Genomic DNA, 23,688 nt, shown 5'->3' on the forward strand with positions numbered 1-23,688 from the left:
CGTGTTGCGAAACTAGGTGCGGGCGCGGCCCGGTCAATCCGCGGCCTCGACGAGGCAGGCGGTGCGCTCCGCCACTTCCTCGGGCCCGTCGTCGCGGTTGAAGAACTCGACCGTGCCCAGCCCCGGCAGCGCCAGGTAGGTCATGGTCTGGTGGTTCATCAGGTAATAATCCGGGTCCTCGTCCGCCTTGGCGTAATAGGTGGAATAGGCCTTGGCCGCCGCGGCGATCTGCGACTCGCTGCCCGACAATCCGACCATCTCGGGATGCATGTTGGCGGCATAGTCGGCCATCACCTCGGGCGTGTCGCGGGCCGGATCGACCGTGATGAAGACCGGCTGCGCGTCGATGCCGTGATCCTCGGCGAGGATGTCGACCGCGGCGGCGTTGCGGGCGTTGTCGACCGGGCAGACATCCGGGCAGGAGGTGTAGCCAAAATAGATCAGGCTCGGCTCGGTAATGACATCCGCGTCGGTGACCTCGCGCCCGGCCCCGTCGAGCAGCGTGAACGGCCCGCCCAACCGGTCGAACCCGCCCGCCACGTTGCTGGCCCGGCAGGCCGCCATCCGGTCCGCCGGGGCGAGTATCGTCGTGGCGATCAGCGCCCCCCCGGCGAAGGTGACGAGAATGCCGGCGGCGGCGAGGGCGACAGGGCGTTGCATCGTATCTCCTGTGGGACGGGGCGCCGCATTGATGCCTGTCCGCCCCCGCCCTATCAATGGGCGAGATTGACGCACGAGCCGGAGCCGCGCCTTGCCCCCAGCCGATACCGAGCTCGCGATGCTGCGCGATCTGGGCCGCCGCAACCGCGTCCGGCTCAAGACACAGATCCTGCTGCGCTGGATCGCGGTCGCCGGGCAGACCGCGGCGGCGCTGGTGGCGGCGACGGTCTATGGCCTCGTTTTTCCCAGCGGACTCGTGGCGATCACCATCGGCGCGGCGGTGCTGGCCAACCTGCTCGCCGCCTTCCTGCTGCCGGCGACGCGCCGGCTGAGCGAGGGCGAGGCCGCCGCGATGCTGGTCTTCGACGTGGCGCAGCTCTCGGTACTCCTGTGGCTTACCGGCGGGCTCGACAATCCCTTCGCGCTGCTGATGCTGGCGCCGGTTACAATCTCCGCCACCATGCTGCGGCTGCCCGGCGTGCTGCTGGTCAGCGGGCTGGCGTTGGTGTCGGTGACGGTGCTGTGGCTATGGAGCCGACCGGTGCTGTCGCCGCAGATGGTGGCGCTGTCGCTGCCCGAGCTCCTGCGCTTCGGCTTCTGGCTGGCGCTGGCGATCGGCATCCTGTTCATCGCCCTCTACGTGCGACGGGTGACGCTCGAGATGCAGGCGATGGGCGACGCGCTGGCCGCGACCCAGCTGGCTCTGGCGCGCGAGCAGAAGCTCACCGATCTGGGCGGCGTGGTGGCGGCGGCGGCGCATGAGCTGGGCACGCCGTTGGCCACCATCACCCTCACCGCCAGCGAGCTGGTCGACGATCTGGCCGACCGGCCCGACGCGGCCGAGGACGCGGCGCTGATCCGGGCCCAGGCGATCCGTTGCCGCGATATCCTGCGCTCCATGGGCCGGGCCGGCAAGGAGGACACCCACCTGCGGCAGGCGCCGCTCGAGGCGGTGGTGCGCGAGGCGGCCGAGCCGCATCTGGCGCGCGGCCGGGATGTCGTCTTCGCGGTCGGCGCAGAGCCCGGCAGCGGCGCCGAAGCCGAGCTGCAGCCGCTGATCCACCGCCGCCCCGAGATCGTCCATGGGCTGCGCAACCTGATCCAGAACGCGGTCGATTTCTCCCGTGGCCGGGTCGAGATCGACCTCTCCTGGACCCCCGAGGCGGTGATGGTGACGATCGAGGATGACGGGCCGGGCTTCCCGCCGGGACTGATCGGCCGGATCGGAGACCCCTTCATGCGCTCGCGCCGCAGGCCCGGCTATGAGGGGATGGGGTTGGGGCTGTTCATTGCCAAGACACTGCTCGAACGATCCGGCGCCCGGCTCAGTTTTGCCAATGGCGGCGACCGGCTGCGCGCCAGCGGCGACGCGGCGGGGGGCGCCATCGTGATGATTGTCTGGCCGCGGGAGACCATCGAGGCGACCGACGCCGGCACCGCGCCGAACCCGCATTTCCTGCCCTGAGCCGGCGCGGCTGGTTAACACACGGTTAAGACTTCGCACACAATCTGGGCGCGATTTCGCTCTGGTTGCATGTTCCATGACCTTGACCCCGCTCCTGCCCCTGTTGATCGTGATCTGCGTCTCGACCCTCGCGGCGGCGGCGATCGTGACGCTGCTGGCGCGGCTGGCCCCCGGCGGCCGGTCCCGTCCCGCTCCGGCGGAGCTGAGGTCGGTCTTCCTGTTCGACGGCGACTGCCTGATCGACGCCACAGCCCCGGCGCGGCGGCTGCTCGACCGGCTCGAGGGGCCGGGCACCGAGCGCGACCTGCTGGTATCGTTGCTCGATCACCGCTTTCCCGGTCTGGCGCGGCGGCTCGCGGCGCTCGAGGGCGACGGGCGGCGGCGGATCGAGGCGCGCGGCGGCATCGGCTGGCTCGAACTGGAGCATTGGGACGGGTTGCTGCGGCTCAGCCTCTGCCCGGGCGGGCCCTCCGCCCCCGATCAGACCTCGATCGACGCGATCGCCTTTGCAGCGCTTCAGGACGAGCTGGAGACCCTGCGCTGCATCGGCGAGGACGCGCCGCAGCTAATCTGGAAGATCGACGGCGAGGGCCGACTGAGCTGGGCCAACCGTGCCTATCTGCGGCTCGCCGAGGCGCAGGCCAAGGCGACGCAGCCCGCCGGGGATGCGGGACAGGGGCTTAATGAGGGGGCCGAGCACGGGCGCGGCTGGCCGCCCGACCGGCTCTTCGAAGTGGGCGAGTTCAAGCCTGCCGGGCCCGAGGGCGAGAGCTGCCGGGTCAGCCTGTCTCAGCCCCGGCGGCCCGCCCGGCGCTGGTTCGAGGTCACCCGACTGCATCGCGGCACCGAAACGGTGCATTTCGCGCTCGACGTGACCGAGATCGTCGAGGCCGAGCAGGCCCGCCGCAAGTTCGTGCAGACCCTGACCAAGACCTTCGCGCAGCTTGCCATCGGTCTCGCCATCTTCGACCGCGACCGCAAGCTGGTGATTTTCAACCCCGCCTTCCACGACCTGACCGGCCTGCCGATCGCCTTTCTCAACTCGCGCCCGCAGGTGCAGACCGTGCTCGACCGGTTGCGCGACCGCAGCATGCTGCCCGAACCCAAGGATTACGCCAGCTGGCGGGAGCAGGTCGCGGCGCTCGAGGCGCAGGCCACGCGCGGCACCTATTGCGAGACATGGTCCCTGCCCGGCGGCCAGACCTACCGCGTCACCGGCAGGCCGCATCCCGACGGCGCCGTCGCTTTCCTGTTCGAGGACATCAGCGCCGAGATTTCCCTGACACGGCACTTCCGGGCCGAGATCGACACCGCCCGCGCCGTGCTCGACACGCTGCCAGAGGCAATCGCGGTCTTCTCGGCGGGCGGCACCCGGCTGCTGCACAACGAGGCCTACGAGACCCTCTGGGGCGCACCCGACCCCGGTCTGGCCGAGACCGGCATCACCGAAGAGGTCGCACGCTGGCAGCAGGGCCTCGCGCCGAGCCCGGCGCCGGGCCGTCTGCGCGACCTCGTCGGCGGCTTTGGAGAGCGCAGCGCCGGAACGGAACGGCTGCGCCGGGCCGATGGGCGCGGGCTCACCTGTCGCCACCTGCCGCTGCCGGGCGGCGCCATGCTGATCGGCTTTGCCGAGGATGCCGCCGAAGGCCCCCGCATCACCACCGCCGAGACCGGGGCGCCCGGCCAGCACGATCCGGAAGCGCCGGTCCGCGCAAGGGGCCGCTGAGGGCCGTTTCGGCTTGCAGCACACGGCCCAGCGCCTAGGTTGCGGCCATGACGTTCCAGGCCGGTCCGATCCCCCTGCCCGACGAATCGCACAGCCACGCCCTCGCCGCGCGGCTGGCGCCATTGCTGCGTCCGGGCGACACGCTGCTGCTCTCCGGCCAGATCGGCGCCGGCAAGAGCTTCTTCGCGCGCGCGCTGATCCGTGCCCGCACCGGCAACCCCGACGAGGAAGTGCCTTCGCCCACCTTTACGCTGGTGCAAAGCTACGAGACTCCGGGGGCCGAGATCTGGCATTGCGACCTCTACCGCCTCTCCGACCCGTTCGAGCTTGTCGAGCTTGGCCTCGAAGAGGCGATGGGTCGGGCCATCTGCCTGATCGAATGGCCCGACCGGATGGGCGACATGGCCCCGGCGGACGCGCTGTCGCTGGCCTTCGAGGCGCGCCCCGAGGGGCATCTGCTGACCGTTTCGGGGCCCGCCGCCTGGCGCGAGCGACTGGAGCCGCTCCTTGGCTGACATCGACGCCTTCCTCGCCCGGCACGGCTTCGACAGCCATGCCCGCCGGCCGCTGGCCGGTGACGCCTCGGCGCGCCGCTACGAACGGTTGGCCGCGCCCGGTGGCGACAGCCTGATCCTGATGATCTGTCCGCCGGAAGGCCGCGCCGCACTCGACGCCTTCGTGGCCATCGCCGTGCACCTGACGGGGATCGGCCTTTGCGCGCCGCGCCTGCACGCGCTTGACCGCGAGGCCGGTCTCGCGGTGATCGAGGATCTGGGCGAGATCCAGGTCGCGGGCTGGGCCGAGGCGCATCCCCGTGACACCACCCCCTACGCGATCGCGATCGACGCGCTGGCCCGGCTGCAGGCCGCGGTTCCGCCCCCCGGGCTTGCTGCGCTGACCCCGTCGGTCGGGGCGGAGATGATCGCCCCCTTGGGCGAATGGTACGCGCCCGGCCTTGACCTCCGCGCGCTGCAATCGGCCCTGCATGACACGCTTGAGCAGCACGCGCCCGCGGCCTCGGTACTGGCGCTCAGGGACTACCATGCCGAGAACCTTATCTGGCGGCCCGAGCGCGCAGGGACTGACCGGATCGGTCTGCTGGATTTCCAGGACGCGCTGCTGGCCCCGCCCGAATACGATCTCGTCTCGCTGCTGCGCGACGCGCGGCGCGACGTCTCCGAGGATCTGCGCCATGCCATGATGCAGCGCTTCGCTGTTGCGACCGGGCGCGACCCGGAGGCGGTAGCCGCCGCCTGCGCCGCGCTGGGCGTGCAGCGCAACCTGCGCATTCTCGGTATCTTTGCCCGACTCGCACGGCGCGACGGCAAGACCCGCTATCTCGCGCTGATGCCGCGCGTCTGGCGCCAGATCCGCGCCGATCTCGACCATCCGGCGCTGGCCGGGCTCGCCCCCCTCGCCGCCGCCATCCCCGCCCCCGAGGAGACCGCCGCATGACCACCCACGCGCCCGGCGCCATCATGATCTTCGCCGCCGGTCTCGGCCGTCGCATGGGCCCGCTCACCGCCCAGCGCCCCAAGCCGATGGTCGAGGTGGCGGGCCGGCCGCTGATCGACCACGCGCTCGATCTCACCGCGCCGCTGATGCCGCTCCGGCGGGTCGTCAACCTGCATCACCGGAGCGAGGTGCTGCGCGAGCATCTCGCGGATCGCGACGTGATCCTCTCGAACGAGACGGAGAAGCTCCTCGAGACCGGCGGCGGGCTCCGCAAGGCGCGGCCGCTGCTCGGCCCCGGCCCGGTCTACACGCTCAATTCCGACGCGATCTGGGCCGGGCCGAACCCGCTTCTGGCGCTGCGCCGGGCCTGGGATCCGTCGCGGATGGAGGCGCTGCTGCTGCTGCTCCCGCGCGAGAACGCGATGGCCCATTCCGGCGCCGGCGATTTCCTGATCGATGCCGAGGGGCGGCTCTCGCGCGGGCCCGGCCATGTCTATTCCGGGGCGCAGATCATCGTGCCCGACGGGCTCGACGCGATCCCCGAGGAGGCCTTCTCGCTCAACCTGCTGTGGAACGAGATCGCGGCCCGGGGCCGGCTCTACGGCGTGGTGCATGACGGGCGCTGGTGCGATGTCGGCCGCCCCGACTGCATCGAGATCGCCGAATCCATGCTGCAGGACGCCCATGCCGTCTGAGACCTTCCCCGACGCGGGGGCGGCGCATCTTTACGCCCTGCCCTGCGGCGTCGATTTTGCCGAAGGGCTTGTCGCCGGTCTGCGGGCCCGGTTCGGGGCGCAGGGACCCGAGGCGATGGCCCGGGTGACGGTCTATCTGGGCACCAACCGGATGCGCCGCAGGGTGCGCGAGGTGTTCGACGCCGGTCCCGCCACGCTGCTGCCCCGGTTGCGGCTGATCACCGAGTTGGCGCTCGACCCGCTCGGGCCGGACCTGCCGCTGCCCGTGGCGCCGCTGCGCCGCCGGCTGGAGCTGACGCAGCTAGTCTCGAGGCTGGTCGAAGCGCAGCCCGACCTTGCCCCGCGCGCGGCGGTCTACGATCTCGCCGACAGCCTCGCCGGGCTGATGGACGAGATGCAAGGCGAGGGCGTGAGCCCCGACGATCTCTCGGCCCTCGACGTCAGCGACCTGTCCGGCCACTGGGCCCGGTCGCTGCAATTCCTGCACATCGTCACCCATTGGTTCGGGCCGGATGCCGCGCCCGACCTCGAGGCCCGCCAGCGGATCTCGGTGGAGCGGCTGATCGAAGGCTGGGAGACTACTCCCCCGACCGACCCGGTGATCGTCGCCGGATCCACCGGGTCGCGCGGCGCGACGGCGCTCCTGCTGCAGGCGGTGGCGCGTCAGGACAAGGGGGCGGTGGTGCTGCCCGGCGTCGACATGGATCAGCCGCAGGAGGTCTGGGAGCGGCTGGACGAGGCGCTGGCCGCCGAGGATCACCCGCAGTTCCGCTTCCGCCGCATCTTGCGGATGCTCGACATGGAGGCCGAGGAGCTGCGGCTGTGGCACGACACGCCCGCGCCCTCGCCCGCGCGCAACCGGCTGGTGTCGCTGTCGCTGCGCCCGGCGCCGGTCACCGACCAGTGGCGTGAGGAAGGGCCGGGACTGGGCGATCTCGGCCCCGCAACCGAGGGCATGACCCTGCTCGAGGCGCCCTCGCCTCGCATGGAAGCCGAGACCATCGCGCTGCGGATGCGCGCCGCCGTCGACGAGGGCAAGACCGTCGCCCTCGTCACCCCCGACCGGATGCTGACCCGGCAGGTCTCGGCCGCGCTCGACCGCTGGAACCTCGTGGCCGACGACAGCGCCGGCGTGCCGCTGCCGCTGACGCCCCCGGGCCGGTTCCTGCGGCTTGCCGGCGAGGTGATGGGCGAGCGCCCCGGCCCGGCGGCGATCCTGTCGCTGCTCAAGCATCCGCTGTGCCATTCGGGGCGCGAACGCGGCCCACACCTGCTGCGCACCCGCGAGTTGGAGCTCTGGCTTCGGCGCGAGGGCGCGGCCTATCCCGACGACGCGGTGCTGCGGCGCTGGGCGGAGAAGGCCGGCACGCGCGATCCCGGCCGGATGGGCTGGTCCGACTGGGTCTGCGAGGCGCTCGACCTCGTGCCGAACGGCACGGAAAAGCCGCTCTCCGAGCATCTCGCCTGCCATCTCAAGCTCGCCGAATGCCTCGCCGCCGGTCCCGGGATCCAGGGCGCCGGCGGGCTCTGGGACGAGGCGGCGGGCCGCGCCGCGCGGCAGGCCTGCGACGGTCTGGCCGAGCATGCCGAGGCGGCGGGCGCCATGCCGCTGCGCGATTACCGGTCGCTGTTTCTCGGGGTGATGCGCCGGGTCGAGGTGCGCAATCCCGATATCGGCCATCCGCAGGTGCTGATCCGCGGCACGCTCGAGGCGCGGGTGCAGGGCGCCGATCTCACCATCCTCGCCTCGATGAACGAAGGCTCTTGGCCCGAGGCGCCGCCCGCAGACCCTTGGCTCAACCGCCGGATGCGGGCCCAGGCCGGGCTGTTGCTGCCCGAACGGCGGATCGGCCTCTCGGCACATGACTACCAGCAGGCGGTCGCGGTGCGCGAGGTCTGGATCACCCGCTCGACCCGCTCCGCGGATAGCGAGACGGTGCCGTCGCGCTGGATCAACCGGCTGACCAACCTGCTCGACGGGTTGCCGGAACAGGGCGGACGTCAGGCGCTGGCGGCGATGCGTGCCCGCGGCGCGGACTGGCTGGCCCGGGCCACGGCGCTCTCGGTGCCCGAGGCGCGGGTGCCGCCCGCCCGTCGCCCCAGCCCGCGTCCACCGCTGGCGGCGCGGCCCGACAGGCTCTCGGTCACCGCGATCCGCACGCTGATCCGCGACCCCTATGCGATCTATGCCCGTCACGTGCTGCGTCTGCGCTGTCTCGATCCTCTGACGCCGAGCCCGGACGCGGCGCTGCGCGGCACGGTGCTGCACAAGGTGTTCGAGGAGTTCCTCAAGGAAGGGCTCGCGCCGAGCGACCCGATCGCCAAGGCGCGGCTCCTCGCGGTGACCGAGCGGGTGCTTGAGGCCGAATGTCCCTGGCCCACGGTGCGCAGGCTCTGGATCGCGCGGATCGCCCGGATCAGCGACTGGTTCCTGACCACCGAGGCGGCGCGTCAGAAGCTGGCGACCCCGCGCCACTTCGAGATCGACGGCGCCGCCACCATCGAGGATCTGAACTTCACCCTGACCGCGCAGGCCGACCGGATCGATGTCGGCGATGACGGCTTCAGGATCTATGACTACAAGACCGGCAGCCCGCCCACCGGGCCGCAGCAGAAGAACTTCGAGAAGCAACTCCTGCTCGAAGCGGCGATGGCCGAGCGCGGCGGTTTCGAAAAGGCCGGGCCGGGTCGGGTCGCAGGCGCGGCCTATATCGGCCTCGCCGGCAGCGGCCGGGTCGTGGAGGCACCGCTCGACGAGATCCCGCCGGACATGGTCTGGGCCCAGCTGCGCGAGCTGATCGCCCGCTGGCAGGAGCGCGATCGCGGCTACTCGGCACGGATGGCGCTGATGAGCGACAAGGACCGCAGCGACTACGACCACCTGTCGCGCTTCGGCGAATGGGATTTCTCGGCCAAGGCCGAGGGGGAGGCGGTCGGATGATCCGCGACGAGGCGACCGAACGGCAGGTCCGCGCCGCCGACCCGGCCAATTCCACATGGCTCTCGGCCAATGCCGGGTCGGGCAAGACCCGCGTGCTCACCGACCGGGTGGCGCGGCTTCTCCTCGACGGCACCGATCCGCAGAACATCCTGTGCCTGACCTACACCAAGGCCGCCGCCTCCGAGATGCAGAACCGGCTGTTCCAGCGGCTCGGGCAATGGGCGATGATGGAGGACCGGGCGCTGCGCGAGGCGCTGGAGCGGCTCGGCACGCCGCAGGCGATCTCGCTGCGGGCCGCACGCACGCTTTTCGCCCGCGCGATCGAAACGCCGGGCGGGCTGCGCATCCAGACCATCCATTCCTTCTGCGCCGGGCTGCTGCGCCGCTTCCCGCTCGAAGCCGGGGTCAGCCCGCAATTCACCGAGATGGAGGACCGCGCCGCCCAGCTGCTGCGCGCCGAGGTGGTCGACGTGATGGCGGCGGGGCCGGAGCGGCCGCTGGTCGACGCGCTGGCGATGCTCGCCTCCGAAGGCGATTTCGACACGCTGCTGCGCGAGATCACCGCTCGGCGCGAGGCTTTCCTGGGCGCGTCCGACCCGACGGCGCTGGCGCGGCATTTCGATCTGCCCGCCGGGCTCACCACCGAGCGGTTCCACGACGTCGCGCTCGAGCCGGAGGATTTCGACACGCTCGGCGCTCTGCGGGTGCTGCTGCGCCGGGGCACCTCGACCGATCTCAAGGCTGCCGACCGGCTCGACAAGGTGGATCTCAAGGCCGCGCCCGATGCGGCGCTGTTTGACCTGCTCGAGAGTCTGTTCCTGTTCGGTGCCTCGGCCAAGACGCCTTACGGCGCCAAGATCGGCAAGTTCCCGACCAAGGCGCTGCGCGAGAGCGAACCGGCGCTGATCGAGCGACTCGACGACCTCATGGCGCGCGTCGAGGAGGGGCGTCAGACGCGGCTGGCGCTCGCGGCCTTCGACAAGACCCGCACCCTCGACGCCTTCGCCCGCGTCTTCGTCCCGGCCTATGAGCGGCGCAAGCTGCTTGGCGGCATGCTCGATTTCGACGATTTGATCGGCCGCGCCCGCAAGCTGCTGACCGATCCGGCGGTGGCGCAATGGGTGCTGTTCAGGCTCGATGGCGGCATCGATCACATCCTCGTCGACGAGGCGCAGGACACCTCTCCGGCGCAATGGGCGGTGATCGAGCGGCTGGCGCAGGAATTCGCGGCCGGGGAGGGCGCGCGCGCCGAGCACCGCCGCACCATCTTCGTCGTCGGCGACAAGAAGCAGTCGATCTACTCCTTCCAGGGCGCCGATCCCGAGGGCTTCGACGAGATGCAGCGCCATTTCGCGGAGCGACTGGAGGCTGCGGGGCAGGGGCTCAACAGGCTCGATCTCGAATATTCCTTCCGCTCATCCGAGGCGGTGCTGCGCGCGGTCGACGCCACCTTCGTCGGCCCGCATCGTGAGGGGCTGGGCCAGGAAGTGCCGCACCGCGCCTTCAAATCGGCGATGCCGGGCCGGGTCGACCTCTGGCCGCCGGTCGAGCCGCCCGAGAAGGAAGAGGACGACACGCCCTGGACCGACCCGGTCGACCGGCCCGGCGCGACCGACCCCTCGGTGGTGCTGGCGCGGCGCATCGCCGACGAGATCAAGCGCATGAAGGCCGAGGAGACCATCCCGGTCGAGCGTGGCCATTCCGGTGTCTATGACCGCCGCCCGGTGAGCGAGGGCGACGTGCTGATCCTGGTGCAGCGCCGCTCGGCGCTGTTTCACGAGATCATCCGCGCCTGCAAGGCAGCCGGGCTCGACGTGGCGGGGGCCGACCGGCTACGCATCGGCGGCGAGCTGGCGGTCAAGGACATCGCCGCCTTCCTGCGCTTCCTCGCGCTGCCGGAGGACGATTTGTCGCTGGCCTGCGCGCTGCGTTCGCCGATACTGGGCTGGAGCGAGGCGGATCTCTACGACCTCGCCCAGGGCCGCCCCGGCCATCTGTGGCCGCGGCTGCGCGACGCCCGCGAGCGATATCCCGACACCATGGCGGTGATCGACGACATGCGCCGACAGGCCGACTTCCTGCGGCCCTACGACCTGATCAACCGGCTGCTGCTGCGCCATGACGGCCGCCGCAAGCTTCTGGCCCGGCTCGGCGCGGAGGCCGAGGACGGCATCGACGCGCTGCTGTCGCAGGCGCTCTCCTACGAGCAGACGCAGGTGCCGGGGCTGACCGGTTTCCTCGAATGGATGGAAACCGACGAGCTGGAGATCAAGCGGCAGGCGGAATCCGCGGGCGACCGGCTCAGGGTGATGTCGGTGCATGGCGCCAAGGGTCTCGAGGCGCCGATCGTGATCCTGCCCGACACCGCCAAGCGCCGGGTGGACCTGCGCGACAAGCTCTACGAGGCCGAGGGCGCGCAGCTCTGGGCCGTGCCGGTGGCCGAGAGCCCCGAGCCGCTGCAGGCGCTGCGCGCAGAGCTGGTCGACGCGCAGGAGCGCGAGCGGCGGCGGCTGCTCTACGTGGCGATGACCCGAGCCGAGAGCTGGCTGATCTGCTGCGCGGCGGGCGATGTGGGCGAGGGCGGCGACAGCTGGCACGCGACCATGGCCGAGGGGCTCGACCGGCTCGGTGCCGAAGTCGCGCCGATGCCCGGCGGGGAAGGGCGGCGCTACGCCCATCTCGACTGGGCCTGCGGCGAGCTGCTCGCGCCCCGCGCCCCCGTCGCGGCGCTGCCGGAGGCGCCCTCCTACCCGGCGGTGGCCATGCCCGAGAGCGCGCCCGCCATCCTCACCCCCTCGGATCTCGGCGGCGCCAAGGTGATGCCCGGCGAGACCGAACCCGAGCAGGGCGAGGCGGCGCGGGCGCGCGGTACCTTGATGCACCTGCTGCTCGAACACCTGCCCGCCTTGCCGGAGGCGCATCGCGCCGCGCAGGGACGCAGGCTCCTCGACAATGCCGAGGAAACGGTCGAATGCGACGATCCGGAAGCGATCCTGACGGATGCGCTGGGCCTCGTCGCGGCGCCGGGGCTGGATAAGGTCTTCGCCCCCGATGCACTGGCAGAGGCCGCGATTACCGCCGATCTCGACGCGCTGGGCGGGCAGCGGCTGCACGGCGCCATCGACCGGCTGCTGATCGGCGAGGAGCGGGTGCTGGCCGTGGACTTCAAGACCAACCGGCTGGTGCCCGACCATCCCGAGCAGGTCCCGGAGGGGATCCTGCGGCAGATGGGCGCCTATGCGGCGATGCTGGAGGCACTCTGGCCGGACCGCCGGGTGGAGGTGGCGGTGCTGTGGACCCATGGCGCCAGGCTGATGCCCTTGCCACGCGATCTGGTCATGACGGCCCTGCGCCGCGCCGCCCATTGACGCGCCCCACCCGCATCCTTACCTGACTGACCCAAGCCCAGACCAAGGAGAGCCCCGATGGCCACCGTTGCAGTCAATGACGCGAATTTCGACACCGAAGTGCGCCAGTCCGACATCCCCGTCGTGGTGGATTTCTGGGCCGAGTGGTGCGGCCCCTGCAAGACCATCGGCCCGGCTCTCGAGGAGCTGTCGGACGAGTATCAGGGCCGCGTGAAGATCGTGAAGGTCAACGTCGACGAGAACCCGAACTCGCCTGCCCAGCTCGGCGTGCGCGGCATCCCGGCGCTGTTCCTGTTCAAGGATGGCGAGATCGTCTCGAACCGTGCCGGCGCCGCCCCCAAGGCCGCGCTCAAGGGCTGGATCGACGAGTCGCTCTGATCCACCGGACATGACGACGATCAAGGCGCCTTCGGGCGCCTTTTTCGTGTCTGATCAGGCTCTGATCGGGGCCAAACTTGCCCTTCCCGGCCACGGCCCCCATATCGGCCCGGACGGCGAAGGAGGTCCCTCCTTCACCATTCGAAAAATACGCATGGTGCGCGGGCAGCCCCGCGCCCGACAGGAGGCATGATGAGCGACGACTTCCCCGGCTGGCACGGCACCACGATCATCGGCGTGCGCAAGGGCGGCAAGGTGGTGATCGCGGGCGACGGCCAGGTGAGCCTCGGCCAGACCGTGATCAAGGGCACCGCGCGCAAGGTGCGCAGGCTCTCCCCCGGCGGCTACGAGGTCATCGCGGGCTTCGCCGGATCGACCGCCGACGCCTTCACCCTGCTGGAGCGGCTCGAGAAGAAACTCGAGGCGACGCCGGGCCAGCTGGCACGCGCCAGCGTCGAGCTCGCCAAGGACTGGCGCACCGACAAGTACCTGCAGAAGCTCGAGGCGATGCTGATCGTCTCCGACGGCAAGGACCTTCTGGTCATCACCGGCGCCGGCGACGTGCTCGAACCCGAGCATGACGTCACCGCGATCGGCTCGGGCGGCAACTTCGCCCTCGCCGCCGGACGCGCGCTCATGGACACCGATATAGATGCCGAGGCCATCGCGCGGCGCGCCATGGCGATCGCCTCCGATATCTGTGTCTACACCAATGGCAAGCTGACCGTGGAGACGCTCGAGGCCTGAGGCCTCGCGTTTTCCGTTTCCCCAGACAAGGACAGTCCGATGACCGACCTGACCCCCCGCGAGATCGTCTCCGAGCTCGACCGCTTCATCATCGGCCAGAAGGAGGCCAAGCGCGCCGTCGCCGTCGCCCTGCGTTCGCGCTGGCGGCGCAAGCAGCTCGGCGCCGACCTGCGCGACGAGGTGTATCCCAAGAACATCCTGATGATCGGCCCCACCGGCGTCGGCAAGACCGAGATCTCGCGCCGCCTCGCCAAGCTGGCGCGCGCGCCCTTCCTCAAGGTCGAGGCCACGAAGTTCACCGAAGTCGGCTATGTCGGCCGCGACGTGGAGCAGATCATCCGCGATCTCGTCGATGTCGCGATCTTCCAGACCCGCGAGCAGATGCGCGAGGACGTGAAGGCCAAGGCGCATGAAGCCGCGGAGAACCGCGTGATTTCGGCCATCGCCGGCACCGACGCCCGCGACCAGACCCGCGAAATGTTCCGCCGCAAGCTGAAGTCGGGCGAGCTCGACGGCACGATGATCGAGATCGAGGTGACCGATAGCTCGAACCCGATGCAGGGTCTCGACATCCCTGGACAGCCCGGCGGGATGATGAATCTGGGCGACCTGTTCGGCAAGGCGATGGGCGGCCGCAAGGTCAAGAAGCGCGTCACCGTGGCCGAGAGCTACGAGCTGCTGATCGCCGACGAGGCCGACAAGCTGCTCGACGACGAGACCGTGACCAAGGCCGCGGTCGAGAATGTCGAGCAGAACGGCATCGTGTTCCTCGACGAAATCGACAAGGTCTGCGCCAAGGCCGATGCGCGCGGCGCCGATGTCAGCCGCGAGGGCGTGCAGCGCGACCTGCTGCCGCTGATCGAGGGAACCACCGTTTCGACCAAGCACGGCCCGATCCGCACCGACCACATCCTGTTCATCGCGAGCGGCGCGTTCCACGTGGCCAAGCCCTCGGACCTGCTGCCCGAGCTTCAGGGCCGGCTGCCGATCCGGGTCGAGTTGCGCGCGCTGACCGAGGAGGATTTCGTCCGCATCCTGACCGAGACCGATAACGCCCTGACCCGCCAATACGCGGCGCTGATGGGCACCGAGGAGGTGACGGTCGAATTCACGCCAGAGGGCATCGCGGCGCTGGCGCGGATCGCGGCCGAGGTGAACCGTTCGGTCGAGAATATCGGCGCGCGCAGGCTCTACACGGTGCTCGAGCGGGTGTTCGAGGAGCTGAGCTTCACCGCGCCCGATCGTGCCGGCGAGACGATCAGCGTCGACGAGGCCTTCGTCGAGGCGCATCTGGGCGAGCTGTCGCGCTCGACCGACCTGTCGCGCTACGTGCTCTAGACCTCGCGCCAGACCCCCTTCGCCTTGGCGAAGCGTGCGGTCTGTATGATTTCGAAGCGGGGCCTCTCGCAGGCCCCGTATCGCTCCACCTTGATCCGCTCCGGCTCGATGTAGAGCAGGTTGAAGTTGTTTGTCTCCTCGCGCAGCCGCGATGACAGCCCGGTCCCTGCCTGCACCAGCAACACACCCGGCGCCGCGGTCAGCGGTGCCACCGCGGCGTTGTGCAGATGCCCCGACAGCACCACGTCGGCGCCGCAGCGGCCGAGACAGGCCACGGCGGCGCGGGCGCCCCGCATCAGCCGCTTCTCGACGCCCGGATCGTGTTCGAGCGGATGGTGCATCATCGCCAGATGCGTCCGCCCGTCCGGGGCGCCTGCGAAGGCGTCGCAGACCCTGCGGATCGTGCGATTGCTGATCTTGCCCGATTGCCAGGCAAAGCGGTTGACCGTGTTGACGCCCACCAGTGCCACCTCGTCGTCGATGTATTCCGGCTCGAGATCTTCGGAGATCAGCGTGCGGTACCGATGGAACGGCTTGATGAAGCGCAGCCAGGGATTGTCGATCGGCGTGTCGTGATTTCCCGGCACGATCAGCACCGGCATTTCCAGCCGTGAGACGAATTCGGCGGCCTGGACGAACTGGCTCTCACGGGCGCGCTGGGTGAGATCGCCGGAAAACGCCACGATATCGGGAGCGAGCCGGTTGATCGTTTCGATCAACGGCTCCAGCAGGTCCTCGCGGGTGCGCCCGAAATGCAGGTCGGAGATATGCAACACTCGCCTCATGCGGCGGTCTCGTTCGCGGTCTCGGGGACGATCACCTCGAAGGCGCCGCGGATCATCTCGAACTCCAGCGGCGCCTCCATCACGAATTTCTCGCCGTCGCAGGCGACGAGCTGGCGCTGGCGTTTCACGTGGATCGTCAGCCGATCGGCGCAGATCAGCTCGAAATCCTCGCCCAACCGCATCTGCCGCACCGCGAGCCGCACCGCGTCCGACAACAGGCCCATCCGCCCCTCATCGGGCGCCACGAAGATCGAAAAGCCGCCATTGCGGATGCAGTCGACGCCCTGCAGACCGAAATGTTCGAGCTGGAAGGCCGACCGCGCGGCAAAGACCAGTGGCGTGCGGAACTTGCGCCGCTCGCCATCTACCTCGATCTCGACCTTGAGCGGCCGGCGGAAGCGCCAGAACGTCTTGAGCACCGACCAATGCGCGGCGATGCGGCGGCGACCCCAGCGGCGATAGACGGTCTCGCGCTCCTTGAGGATCGCCGGATAGACCCCAATGCTGGCGTTGTTGAGAAACAGCCGGCCGTTGACCGCGCCCAGATCGATCGGGCGGCGATGCCCGGCGGCGATCACCTGCGCCGCCGCTTCGGGATCCTCGGGGATGCCATAGCCGCGGGCGAAGAAGTTGAAGGTGCCGAGCGGCAGCACACCCAGCGCGCAGCCCGAGCCGTTGAGCGCCGAGGCCACCGCCATGATGGTGCCGTCGCCCCCCGCCGCGACGACCACGTCGCAGCCGTCGCGCACGGCCTGCCGGGCGGCGGTGTCGATGTCGCGCCCCTTGACGTGGCGCAGCTCGGCATCGGGGCCAAGCACGCGCATCGCCTGCTCGATGGCTTCGGCTTCCCGGCTGTTGCGCCCCGAGCGATCATTACAGATCACGCGGATGCCGGCCCGGTCCGGGACGGGTCGGGCGATGATGGGTTCGGACATCCGGGGGCTCCTGAAAGGCTTCCCGGACAAACGCTTGGGCTTCGGTTCGGTTTCGCGTGGAACGCGTCAGCGTGGTTTGCGCAGATAGACGTAGTAGGCGCCCTCGCCGCCATGCCTGATATGGGCCGGGGCGATCTGCAGCACAGCCTGCCGCAACGGCGGCAGGTTGAGCCATTGCGGCACCTGATGGCGCAGCACCCCGTGCCGCGCCGGCATCGGCGCCTCGTAATCGCGCGCGCGCCCCTTGCCGGTGATTACCAGCACCAGCCGCCGTCCCATCGCCTGGCTCGACAGGATGAAGGCGATCAGCTCGGGATGGGCCTCCGAGAGGGTCATGCCATGCAGGTCGAGCCGCCCCTCGGGATGCAGCTTGCCGCGCTTCATCCGGCCATGCGCCTTGGCGTCCATCGCCACCGGCGCCGCACGCAGCCTCTCGCCCAGCCCCGGAAGGACGTCATCCGGGCGCCTGGGATCGGCCATCTGGCCGACGCGGAACCGGGGCAGGGGATCGTAGCGCGGCGCGGGGTCGGGTGTCTTCGGCGGTGCCTTGGGCTCGGGCGGCGCGGCGGGGGGTTTGCGCCGCTTGTGCATCGGCGCGGCCTGGCGGGCGACGCTATCCCACAGGGCCCGTTCCTCGGGCGACAGATGGCGCGGCTTTCGAGACATCAGGCCGGGTCGGCCAGGGTCTGCGGCATCATGTCGAGGGCACGCTGGATCGGCAGCAGCATCACCATCCGCCCGGTGTCGCGGGTTCGGCCCGCGCGTTTCCCGGCCAGCCGACCGGTGCCGAAGAAGATGTCGGCGCGCTGTGCCCCCTTGATCGCCGAGCCGGTGTCCTGCGCCACCATCAGGCGGCGGAACTCGTCCTCGCCCTCGGTCTCGATCCAGACCGGTGCGCCCAGCGGCACGAAAGCCGGATCGACCGCGATCGTCCTGAGCGGCGTGATCGAGCGGTTCATCGCGCCCAGCGGACCGCGCTCGGCCGGGACCTCGTTCACCTCGCGAAAGAAGACGTAGGATCGGTTGGTCCACATCAGCTTCTTGCCGTCAACCGGGTTGCGGCGCACCCAGGACCGGATCACGTCGGCCGAAACCTGGTGGGGCTCGTAGACGCCGCGCGACACCAGCTCCTGACCGATCGAGGAATAGGGCTGACGATTGGCCGCCCCGAAGCCCAGCCGGATCACCTTGCCGCTGGGCAGCCGGACCCGACCCGAACCTTGGATCTGCAGGAAGAACAGCTCGATCGGATCGACATAGGCGATCTCGAGCCCGCGCCCCCTGAGCGCGCCGCCTTCCTCGATCTCCTGCCGGGTCAACCACGGCCCCTCGGGCGGCAGTTCGTCGGGGACGCGGTAGACCGGCGCCACGTAACGGCCATCGGGCACTTCGGAGCCGCGCAGTTCCGGCTCGTAATAGCCGGTGAACAGCGCCTCGCGCCCGTCTTCGACCAGCACCGGCAGGAAGAACAGCTCGAAAAAGCCGCGCGCATCCTCGGTCTCACGGGCCAGCCCGCACAGCGCCTGCCAGTCGCGGTCACGCAGGTCACGGCAGGTTTCGAGAAAGGTCTCGAGCGCGGCGCGGTGATCGTCGGCCTTCCAGCCCCGGAGCTGGTCGAAGCTCAGCAGCTTGGGCGAGGCCGCCGCACTCAGCGGCAGGCCCAAAGCCAGCGCCAGTGCCGCGGCGAGACGGGTCATTCCCCGGTCGCCACCAGCTTCCAGTTGGGATCGTCGCTGCCCATCACCCGGCCGAAGGTCCAGACATCGCGCTGGCGCTTGATCTCGGTGGTCGAACCCTCGACCACCTCGCCGGCGGTGTTGCGCACCACATAGGTCAGCTCGCCGGTGAAGCGCACCGCGATTTCGCCCTCACGGGTGGCGGTGTCGAAGATGGCGTCGCGCACCGCGATCTCGGACAGGCCGACAAAGGTCGCCTCGACCTTCAGCCCCTCGCGCTCGCGCGTCGCGATCACCTCGGCGAAGGCGTCGTGGACCTCCTGCGACAGGAAGGGCCGCACGCTTTCGAGATCGCCGTTCTCGAAGGCCATCAGGATCATCTCGTAGGCGGCGCGGGCCCCCTGCAGGAAGTCGTTGAGGCCGAAGTCCGGATCCGCCGCCTTCATCGCGTGCAGCGCCCGGGCGGCATCGCTGCCCTCGGGAACGTGATCGGTGATGTCGCGGTCGGGACCGCCTTCGATCACTTCGAATTCCGGGCGCGGACGGCGCTTGTCGGTCTGCGCGGGCAAGGTCGGCTTCTCGAACCCTTCTCGCGTTCCCAGCACGCCGCGCAGACGCAGGATCAGGAAGATCGCGATGCCTGCGAGCACCAGAAGCTGGATGATGGGAGAGTTCATGCGGCGCCTCTTGTCAGCACGGGCCTCGCACCGGCCCCGTGTGGCACCTATGTAAGCCACGCAACAGTTCAAGTCCACCGACCCACCCGGCCCAGAACGTCGCGGGAGCGGGCGGACGCCAATCGAGTTCCGGGAGACCGCCCATGTGGCTCTTCATCGCCTTCCTCGCCGTGCCGCTGATCGAAATCGGCCTGTTCATCCAGGTCGGAGGGCTGATCGGCCTGTGGCCGACATTGCTGATCGTCGTGCTGACCGCGATCGCGGGCACCGCGCTGGTGCGCGGGCAGGGCATGCAGGCGATCGCGCGATTGAAACGCTCGATCAACGACTTCTCCGACCCGTCCCGGCCGCTGGCCGACGGGGCGATGATCCTGTTCGCCGGCGCGCTGCTGCTGACGCCCGGCTTCTTCACCGATGCCTGCGGCTTCGCGCTGCTGGTGCCGGCGGTGCGTAGCCGGGTGTTCCGGCTTCTGAAGGACAAGGTGAAGGTCACGCAGTTCCAGACCGGCGCGCCGCACCGCCCCGACCCGACCGCACCGCGCGATACCGTGATCGACGGTGATTTCCACGAGCTCGACGAAAGCCGTCGTCCCACCCACCCCTCCGGCTGGACCCGGCATTGAGGGGGGGCGCGGCGGCTGTTAGACATCTGTCCAACTGACATCGGAGGACAGCCATGACCGACACGCCCGACGCCCCCTCGACTCCCGAGGCCAATGGCCAAGCCGCGCAGCAGCAACCCAAGGTGACGCAGCGCGTCGTCGCGCAATACATCCGCGACATGTCCTTCGAGAACGCGCTGGCGCAGAAGGGCCTGACCGGCGACCTGCAGCCCGAGGTCTCGGTGCAGGTCAATCTCGACGCCCGCAAGCGCGGCGCCGAGGGCCAGTACGAGGTCATCACCAAGCTCAACATCACCTCGAAGGCCAAGGAGTCGGGCAACCCGCTCTTCCTGTTCGAGATCGAATATGCCGGTGTGTTCCAGATCTCCGGCGTGCCGGACGAGCAGCTGCACCCCTACCTGCTGATCGAGTGCCCGCGCATCACCTTCCCCTATCTGCGTCGGATCGTCTCCGACGTGACCCGCGACGGGGGCTTCCCGCCGCTGAACCTCGAGCAGATCGACTTCCTGCAGCTCTATCGCAACGAGCTCCAGCGTCGCGCCCAGGCGCAGCAGGCCGCCTCGGCCGAGCAGGGGCCGAGCGGCACCGCCTGATCGCTCAGCCGAATTTCGACCAGAGCGCGCCGTCGCCCAGACGACCGATGAACTCGGCATGGGCGGCGGCTTCCTCTTCGGTAAGCCGCGACGGCAGCGGCACGGGACGCGGCCGCGGCCGCCAATCCCCCGCCGCATCGCCACCCGCACGGCCTTGGGCCACGTCGAGCGCGAAGTCGGGCTGCCGGCCGCCGATCAGTTCCAGATAGACCTCGGCAAGGATTTCGCTGTCGAGAAGCGCGCCGTGCAGCGTGCGCGACGAGTTGTCGATGCCGAAGCGGCGGCACAGCGCGTCCAGCGAGGCTGGCGAGCCGGGAAAGCGCTTGCGCGCGATCGCCAGCGTGTCGAGCGCCCGCTCCATCGGGATCTTGGGAAAGTTCACCCAGCCCAACTCGGCATTGAGGAATTTCATGTCGAAGGCGGCGTTGTGGATCACCAGCCGCGCATCGCCGATGAACTCCACGAAATCGCGGGCGATCTCCGCGAATTTCGGCTTGTCGCGCAGGAAATCATCACCCAGCCCGTGCACCTCGAAGGCCGCCTGCGGCATCGAGCGTTCTGGATTGATGTACTGGTGGTAGGTGCGGCCCGTCGGCATGTGATTGAGCAGCTCGACCGCGCCGATCTCGACGATGCGGTCGCCTTCGGCCGGCTCGAAGCCGGTAGTCTCGGTGTCGAGAACGATCTCACGCATCGCGCATTCCCTTCCTGATCCGGTCGATCACCTGTCGCACGGCGGCACGGGCGGCGTCGAGCGTCACGGTCTCGATCACGTAATCGGCGCAGGCGCGCTTTTCCATGTCGGGCATCTGCCGCGCGAGGATCGCGTCGAGCTGATCGTGGGTCATGCCCGGACGGGCGAGCACCCGCGCGGCCTGAACCTTGGCCGGGGCGCTGACCACCGCCACCGCATCCATCTCCGTTTCGCCGCCGGTCTCGTAAAGGAGCGGGATGTCGAAGACGACGATGTCGGAGGCCTGCCGTGCGGCGAAATCCTCGCGATCGGCGCGCACCAACGGATGCACGACCGTCTCGATCCGCGACAGCGCGCCCGGATCGGCAGCGATGATCTGCTTGAGCGCGTCGCGCGACACCGCACCATCGACGATGGCCTCGGGAAAGAGCGCCGCCATCGGTGCCACCGCCGCGCCGCCCGGCCCATAGAGCCGGTGCACGGCGGCATCGGCATCCCAGACCGGCAGGCCCTCATCGGCGAACATGGCGGCGGTGGTCGATTTGCCCATGCCGATCGACCCGGTGAGACCGAGCCGGAAGCTCATGCCAGGACCGCCGCGCGGGTGGCCTCCGTCACTTGGGGCGTCGCGCCGAACCAGCGCTCGAAACCCGGCACCGCCTGATGCAGCAGCATGCCGAGCCCGTCGACCGTGCGGCAGCCGCGCGCCCGCGCGGCGATGAGCATCGGCGTGTCGAGCGGCACGTAGACGATATCGGTGACCAGCGCCGAAGCGGGCAGGGCGGAGAGGTCGAGATCGAAGGGATCGGCCCCCTTCATGCCCAGCGAAGTGGTGTTGACCGCGGTGGCTGCACCGTCGAAGGCCTCGTTCGCGCGATCCCAATCGATCACCTCGATCTTCGGGCCGAAGGTCGCGGCCAGCGTCTCGGCCCGGGCCCGGGTGCGGTTGGCGAGCCGGATCGTCGGCACACCTGCCTCGATCAGCGAGTCCAACACGGCCCGCGCCGCGCCGCCGGCCCCCAGCACCACCGCCGGACCGGCCTCGGGTTGCCAGTCGGGCGCGCCCTGCCGCAAATTCGCGACGAAGCCATGGCCATCGGTGTTGTCCGCGTGAATCCCGTCCTCGCCGAAAGTCAGCGTGTTGGCCGCCCCGATCCGCCGGGCGCGGTCGCTGACGCGATCGGCGATGGCCAGCGCGGCCTCCTTGTGCGGCAGGGTGACGTTGGCACCGCGGAAACCCATCCGGGGCAGGGTGCGGATCACCTGCTCGAAATCGGCGGGTTCCACGTGCAGCGGCGCGTAATGCCCCTCGATCCCCATCTCGGACAGCCAATGCGCAAAGAGGCGCGGCGATCGGGAATGGGAGATCGGGGCGCCGATGACGCCCGCCAGCGGAATGCGATGCGTGCTCATCTCTCGAGATCCCCTCTCAGCACCAGCCAGTTGATCAGCTCGACCAAGGGCAGGCCGAGCACGGTGAAATAGTCACCCATTACCCGCACGAAGAGCCGGACGCCCTCCTCCTCGAGCTTGTAGCCGCCGACCGAATGACGGATCGAATCCCAGTTGCGATCGACGTAACCCCGCAGCCAGTCCTCGGACAGCTTGGCCATGTCGAGGCGGACCACGCCGACATAGCGCCAGATCGGCTCGCCATCGCGACAGACCACCGCGGCGGAGAGCAGCTGGTGGGTGCGGCCGGAGAGCCGGGTGAGCTGGTCGAGCGCTTCTTCCGGGGTCTCGGGTTTGGAAAAGACCTCGCCTCCCAGCGCCAGCACCTGGTCGCAGCCCAGCACCAACTGGCCCGGTCGACGATGCGACACCTTGAGGGCTTTCATCTCTGCCAGCTTGTCTGCGAGATCGCGCGGCGGTGCCTCCTCGGCCAGAAGCGCGGCCTTGAGCGCAGCCTCGTCGATACGCGGTTTCTCGACATCGAACGGGATCGCCGCGTTCCTGAGGAGGGTGGCGCGGATCTCGGATCCGGAGGCGAGAACGAGGTTCGGGGTCATGGCGGGCCTGTGGACGACTCGAGGGAGGAATCGGGATCGAATCATGAGGGCGACTCGGTGGAGAGTTGTGACGCCTCCCGCGACTCGGGACAAGCGGGGTGAGTCGCCGGTGCGACTCAGCGACTTATCCACGGGGGACGAGGACAAGCCCGTCGCTGGGGATCGTTGTGGGCAAATGACCGAGTCAAGAGCGCGACTCGGGCGGAAGATATGACAAGCTGAAAATTAATATATATTAATTTCAGCCACTTAACCGATGTAGCCGAGTCGTTCCAACCGCTTCGGATCGACCTTCAGCCTGTGGACGACTCTGAGGATAGGCCGTCAACGAGCGCTTATCCACGGCCCTACTACCCTCTTCATCTTTTCTTTTATCCTTATTCATTTGAGAAGGAGCCGGTCCGAGAAAGGGATCGAGATGACCGACTTCGTCGCCAACGCCTATCCGTGGATAAAGACGGGACACATCCTGTCCTTCGTGGCGTGGATGGCCGGGATGTTCTATCTGCCGCGGCTCTTCGTGTATCACGCGGAGCGGGCGCAGAAGGGCTCGGAGCTCGATGAGACCTTCAAGGTCATGGAGCTGAAGCTGCTGAAGCTGATCATGACGCCGGCGATGATCTCGACCTGGATCTTCGGGTTGCTGCTGATCTCGTTTGGCGTGGTCGACTGGTCCCAGCCCTGGCCCTGGATTAAGGCGGCGGCCGTGCTGGCGATGACCGGGATGCATGGCTGGCTGTCGAAGCGGCGCAAGGAGTTCGCCGCCGGCACCAACAGCCGTAGCGGCAAGCAATATCGCATCGCCAACGAGGTGCCGACGCTCCTGCTCTTGGTGATCGTGGTGGCGGTGGTGGTCCGCCCGTTCTGAGGCACCGGCACGCCTGGCGTTGACGTACGACTTATCCACGCCTAAGACTTCTCCC

The 23,688-nt window shown here is 69.4% G+C and carries 24 protein-coding genes; 14 read left to right on the plus strand and 10 right to left on the minus strand.

Going from position 1 to position 23,688, the window contains the following annotated elements; translation table 11 throughout:
• Nucleotides 1–33 precede the first annotated feature (33 nt).
• The gene (locus FHS00_RS04300; RefSeq protein WP_183470215.1) at nt 34–660 is read right to left on the minus strand and encodes an SCO family protein; all 627 of its coding nucleotides are present in this window, start codon (nt 658–660) and stop codon (nt 34–36) included.
• A 91-nt stretch (nt 661–751) separates the two neighbouring features.
• Between FHS00_RS04300 and regB the strand changes: the two genes are divergently transcribed.
• The 11 genes from regB (at nt 752) to hslU (ending at nt 14,773) form a co-directional block, all read left to right on the plus strand.
• Entirely contained in the window at nt 752–2,125 is a 1,374-nt protein-coding gene (gene regB / locus FHS00_RS04305; protein ID WP_246391043.1) for a sensor histidine kinase RegB, read from the plus strand.
• A 76-nt stretch (nt 2,126–2,201) separates the two neighbouring features.
• Nucleotides 2,202–3,851 carry a PAS-domain containing protein gene (locus FHS00_RS04310; protein WP_183470217.1) on the plus strand — a complete coding sequence of 550 codons (1,650 nt, stop codon included), beginning with the start codon at nt 2,202–2,204 and terminating at the stop codon, nt 3,849–3,851.
• A 47-nt stretch (nt 3,852–3,898) separates the two neighbouring features.
• Nucleotides 3,899–4,366, plus strand: coding sequence for a tRNA (adenosine(37)-N6)-threonylcarbamoyltransferase complex ATPase subunit type 1 TsaE (gene tsaE / locus FHS00_RS04315; protein WP_183470219.1), 468 nt, complete (start codon nt 3,899–3,901; stop codon nt 4,364–4,366).
• Nucleotides 4,359–5,306 carry an aminoglycoside phosphotransferase family protein gene (locus FHS00_RS04320; protein WP_221188706.1) on the plus strand — a complete coding sequence of 316 codons (948 nt, stop codon included), beginning with the start codon at nt 4,359–4,361 and terminating at the stop codon, nt 5,304–5,306. The genes tsaE and FHS00_RS04320 overlap by 8 nt, the downstream gene beginning before the upstream one ends.
• Entirely contained in the window at nt 5,303–6,001 is a 699-nt protein-coding gene (locus tag FHS00_RS04325) for a nucleotidyltransferase family protein (protein WP_183470221.1), read from the plus strand. Before FHS00_RS04320 ends, FHS00_RS04325 begins: the two co-directional genes overlap by 4 nt.
• Nucleotides 5,991–8,942, plus strand: coding sequence for a double-strand break repair protein AddB (gene addB / locus FHS00_RS04330; protein ID WP_183470223.1), 2,952 nt, complete (start codon nt 5,991–5,993; stop codon nt 8,940–8,942). Before FHS00_RS04325 ends, addB begins: the two co-directional genes overlap by 11 nt.
• Nucleotides 8,939–12,310 carry a double-strand break repair helicase AddA gene (addA, locus tag FHS00_RS04335; protein WP_183470225.1) on the plus strand — a complete coding sequence of 1,124 codons (3,372 nt, stop codon included), beginning with the start codon at nt 8,939–8,941 and terminating at the stop codon, nt 12,308–12,310. Before addB ends, addA begins: the two co-directional genes overlap by 4 nt.
• 57 nt (nt 12,311–12,367) lie before the next feature.
• Nucleotides 12,368–12,688, plus strand: coding sequence for a thioredoxin (gene trxA / locus FHS00_RS04340; RefSeq protein ID WP_183470227.1), 321 nt, complete (start codon nt 12,368–12,370; stop codon nt 12,686–12,688).
• A 10-nt stretch (nt 12,689–12,698) separates the two neighbouring features.
• Nucleotides 12,699–12,881, plus strand: coding sequence for a hypothetical protein (locus tag FHS00_RS04345; protein ID WP_183470229.1), 183 nt, complete (start codon nt 12,699–12,701; stop codon nt 12,879–12,881).
• Complete coding sequence (gene hslV, locus FHS00_RS04350; RefSeq protein ID WP_183470231.1) at nt 12,878–13,435, plus strand: ATP-dependent protease subunit HslV; 558 nt, start codon at nt 12,878–12,880, stop codon at nt 13,433–13,435. The genes FHS00_RS04345 and hslV overlap by 4 nt, the downstream gene beginning before the upstream one ends.
• Nucleotides 13,436–13,474: 39 nt before the next feature.
• Nucleotides 13,475–14,773, plus strand: a complete 1,299-nt coding sequence (gene hslU / locus FHS00_RS04355) for an ATP-dependent protease ATPase subunit HslU (RefSeq protein ID WP_183470233.1) — start codon at nt 13,475–13,477, stop codon at nt 14,771–14,773.
• Here the strand turns inward: hslU and FHS00_RS04360 are convergent.
• From FHS00_RS04360 to FHS00_RS04380, 5 genes are all read right to left on the minus strand, one after another.
• Nucleotides 14,770–15,558, minus strand: a complete 789-nt coding sequence (locus tag FHS00_RS04360) for a metallophosphoesterase family protein (protein WP_221188707.1) — start codon at nt 15,556–15,558, stop codon at nt 14,770–14,772. The two genes, hslU and FHS00_RS04360, sit on opposite strands and share 4 nt — an antisense overlap.
• Nucleotides 15,555–16,493 (minus strand): diacylglycerol/lipid kinase family protein, encoded by a 939-nt coding sequence (locus tag FHS00_RS04365; RefSeq protein WP_183470235.1) that lies wholly within the window; start codon nt 16,491–16,493, stop codon nt 15,555–15,557. Before FHS00_RS04365 ends, FHS00_RS04360 begins: the two co-directional genes overlap by 4 nt.
• A gap of 66 nt (nt 16,494–16,559) precedes the next feature.
• Nucleotides 16,560–17,159: a Smr/MutS family protein gene (locus FHS00_RS04370; RefSeq protein ID WP_183470236.1), complete on the minus strand. Its 600-nt coding sequence runs from the start codon at nt 17,157–17,159 to the stop codon at nt 16,560–16,562.
• A complete protein-coding gene (gene mltA, locus FHS00_RS04375; RefSeq protein WP_183470238.1) occupies nt 17,159–18,190 on the minus strand; it encodes a murein transglycosylase A in 1,032 nt (343 codons plus the stop codon). The genes FHS00_RS04370 and mltA overlap by 1 nt, the downstream gene beginning before the upstream one ends.
• Complete coding sequence (locus tag FHS00_RS04380) at nt 18,187–18,846, minus strand: Tim44/TimA family putative adaptor protein (protein WP_183470240.1); 660 nt, start codon at nt 18,844–18,846, stop codon at nt 18,187–18,189. The genes mltA and FHS00_RS04380 overlap by 4 nt, the downstream gene beginning before the upstream one ends.
• Nucleotides 18,847–18,989: 143 nt before the next feature.
• Here FHS00_RS04380 and FHS00_RS04385 point away from each other — a divergent pair, with 143 nt between their 5' ends.
• On the plus strand, nt 18,990–19,469 hold the full coding sequence (locus FHS00_RS04385) for an FxsA family protein (protein WP_183470242.1): 480 nt from the start codon (nt 18,990–18,992) through the stop codon (nt 19,467–19,469).
• 53 nt (nt 19,470–19,522) lie between these two features.
• Nucleotides 19,523–20,062, plus strand: coding sequence for a protein-export chaperone SecB (gene secB, locus FHS00_RS04390; protein WP_183470244.1), 540 nt, complete (start codon nt 19,523–19,525; stop codon nt 20,060–20,062).
• 4 nt (nt 20,063–20,066) lie between these two features.
• Here the strand turns inward: secB and dnaQ are convergent, their stop codons facing one another.
• From dnaQ to FHS00_RS04410, 4 genes are read right to left on the minus strand one after another with little or no spacing between them, the layout of a single operon-like run.
• Nucleotides 20,067–20,756, minus strand: coding sequence for a DNA polymerase III subunit epsilon (dnaQ, locus tag FHS00_RS04395; protein WP_183470246.1), 690 nt, complete (start codon nt 20,754–20,756; stop codon nt 20,067–20,069).
• Entirely contained in the window at nt 20,749–21,342 is a 594-nt protein-coding gene (coaE, locus tag FHS00_RS04400) for a dephospho-CoA kinase (protein ID WP_183470248.1), read from the minus strand. Before coaE ends, dnaQ begins: the two co-directional genes overlap by 8 nt.
• Nucleotides 21,339–22,169: a shikimate dehydrogenase gene (locus tag FHS00_RS04405; RefSeq protein ID WP_183470250.1), complete on the minus strand. Its 831-nt coding sequence runs from the start codon at nt 22,167–22,169 to the stop codon at nt 21,339–21,341. The genes coaE and FHS00_RS04405 overlap by 4 nt, the downstream gene beginning before the upstream one ends.
• Complete coding sequence (locus FHS00_RS04410; RefSeq protein ID WP_183470252.1) at nt 22,166–22,765, minus strand: Maf family protein; 600 nt, start codon at nt 22,763–22,765, stop codon at nt 22,166–22,168. Before FHS00_RS04410 ends, FHS00_RS04405 begins: the two co-directional genes overlap by 4 nt.
• A 418-nt stretch (nt 22,766–23,183) precedes the next feature.
• Here FHS00_RS04410 and hemJ point away from each other — a divergent pair, with 418 nt between their 5' ends.
• Entirely contained in the window at nt 23,184–23,633 is a 450-nt protein-coding gene (gene hemJ, locus FHS00_RS04415; RefSeq protein WP_183470254.1) for a protoporphyrinogen oxidase HemJ, read from the plus strand.
• The last annotated feature ends 55 nt before the right edge of the window (nt 23,634–23,688 follow it).

Origin of the sequence: Limimaricola variabilis (assembly GCF_014195545.1) — a bacterium.
GTDB lineage: Bacteria > Pseudomonadota > Alphaproteobacteria > Rhodobacterales > Rhodobacteraceae > Limimaricola > Limimaricola variabilis.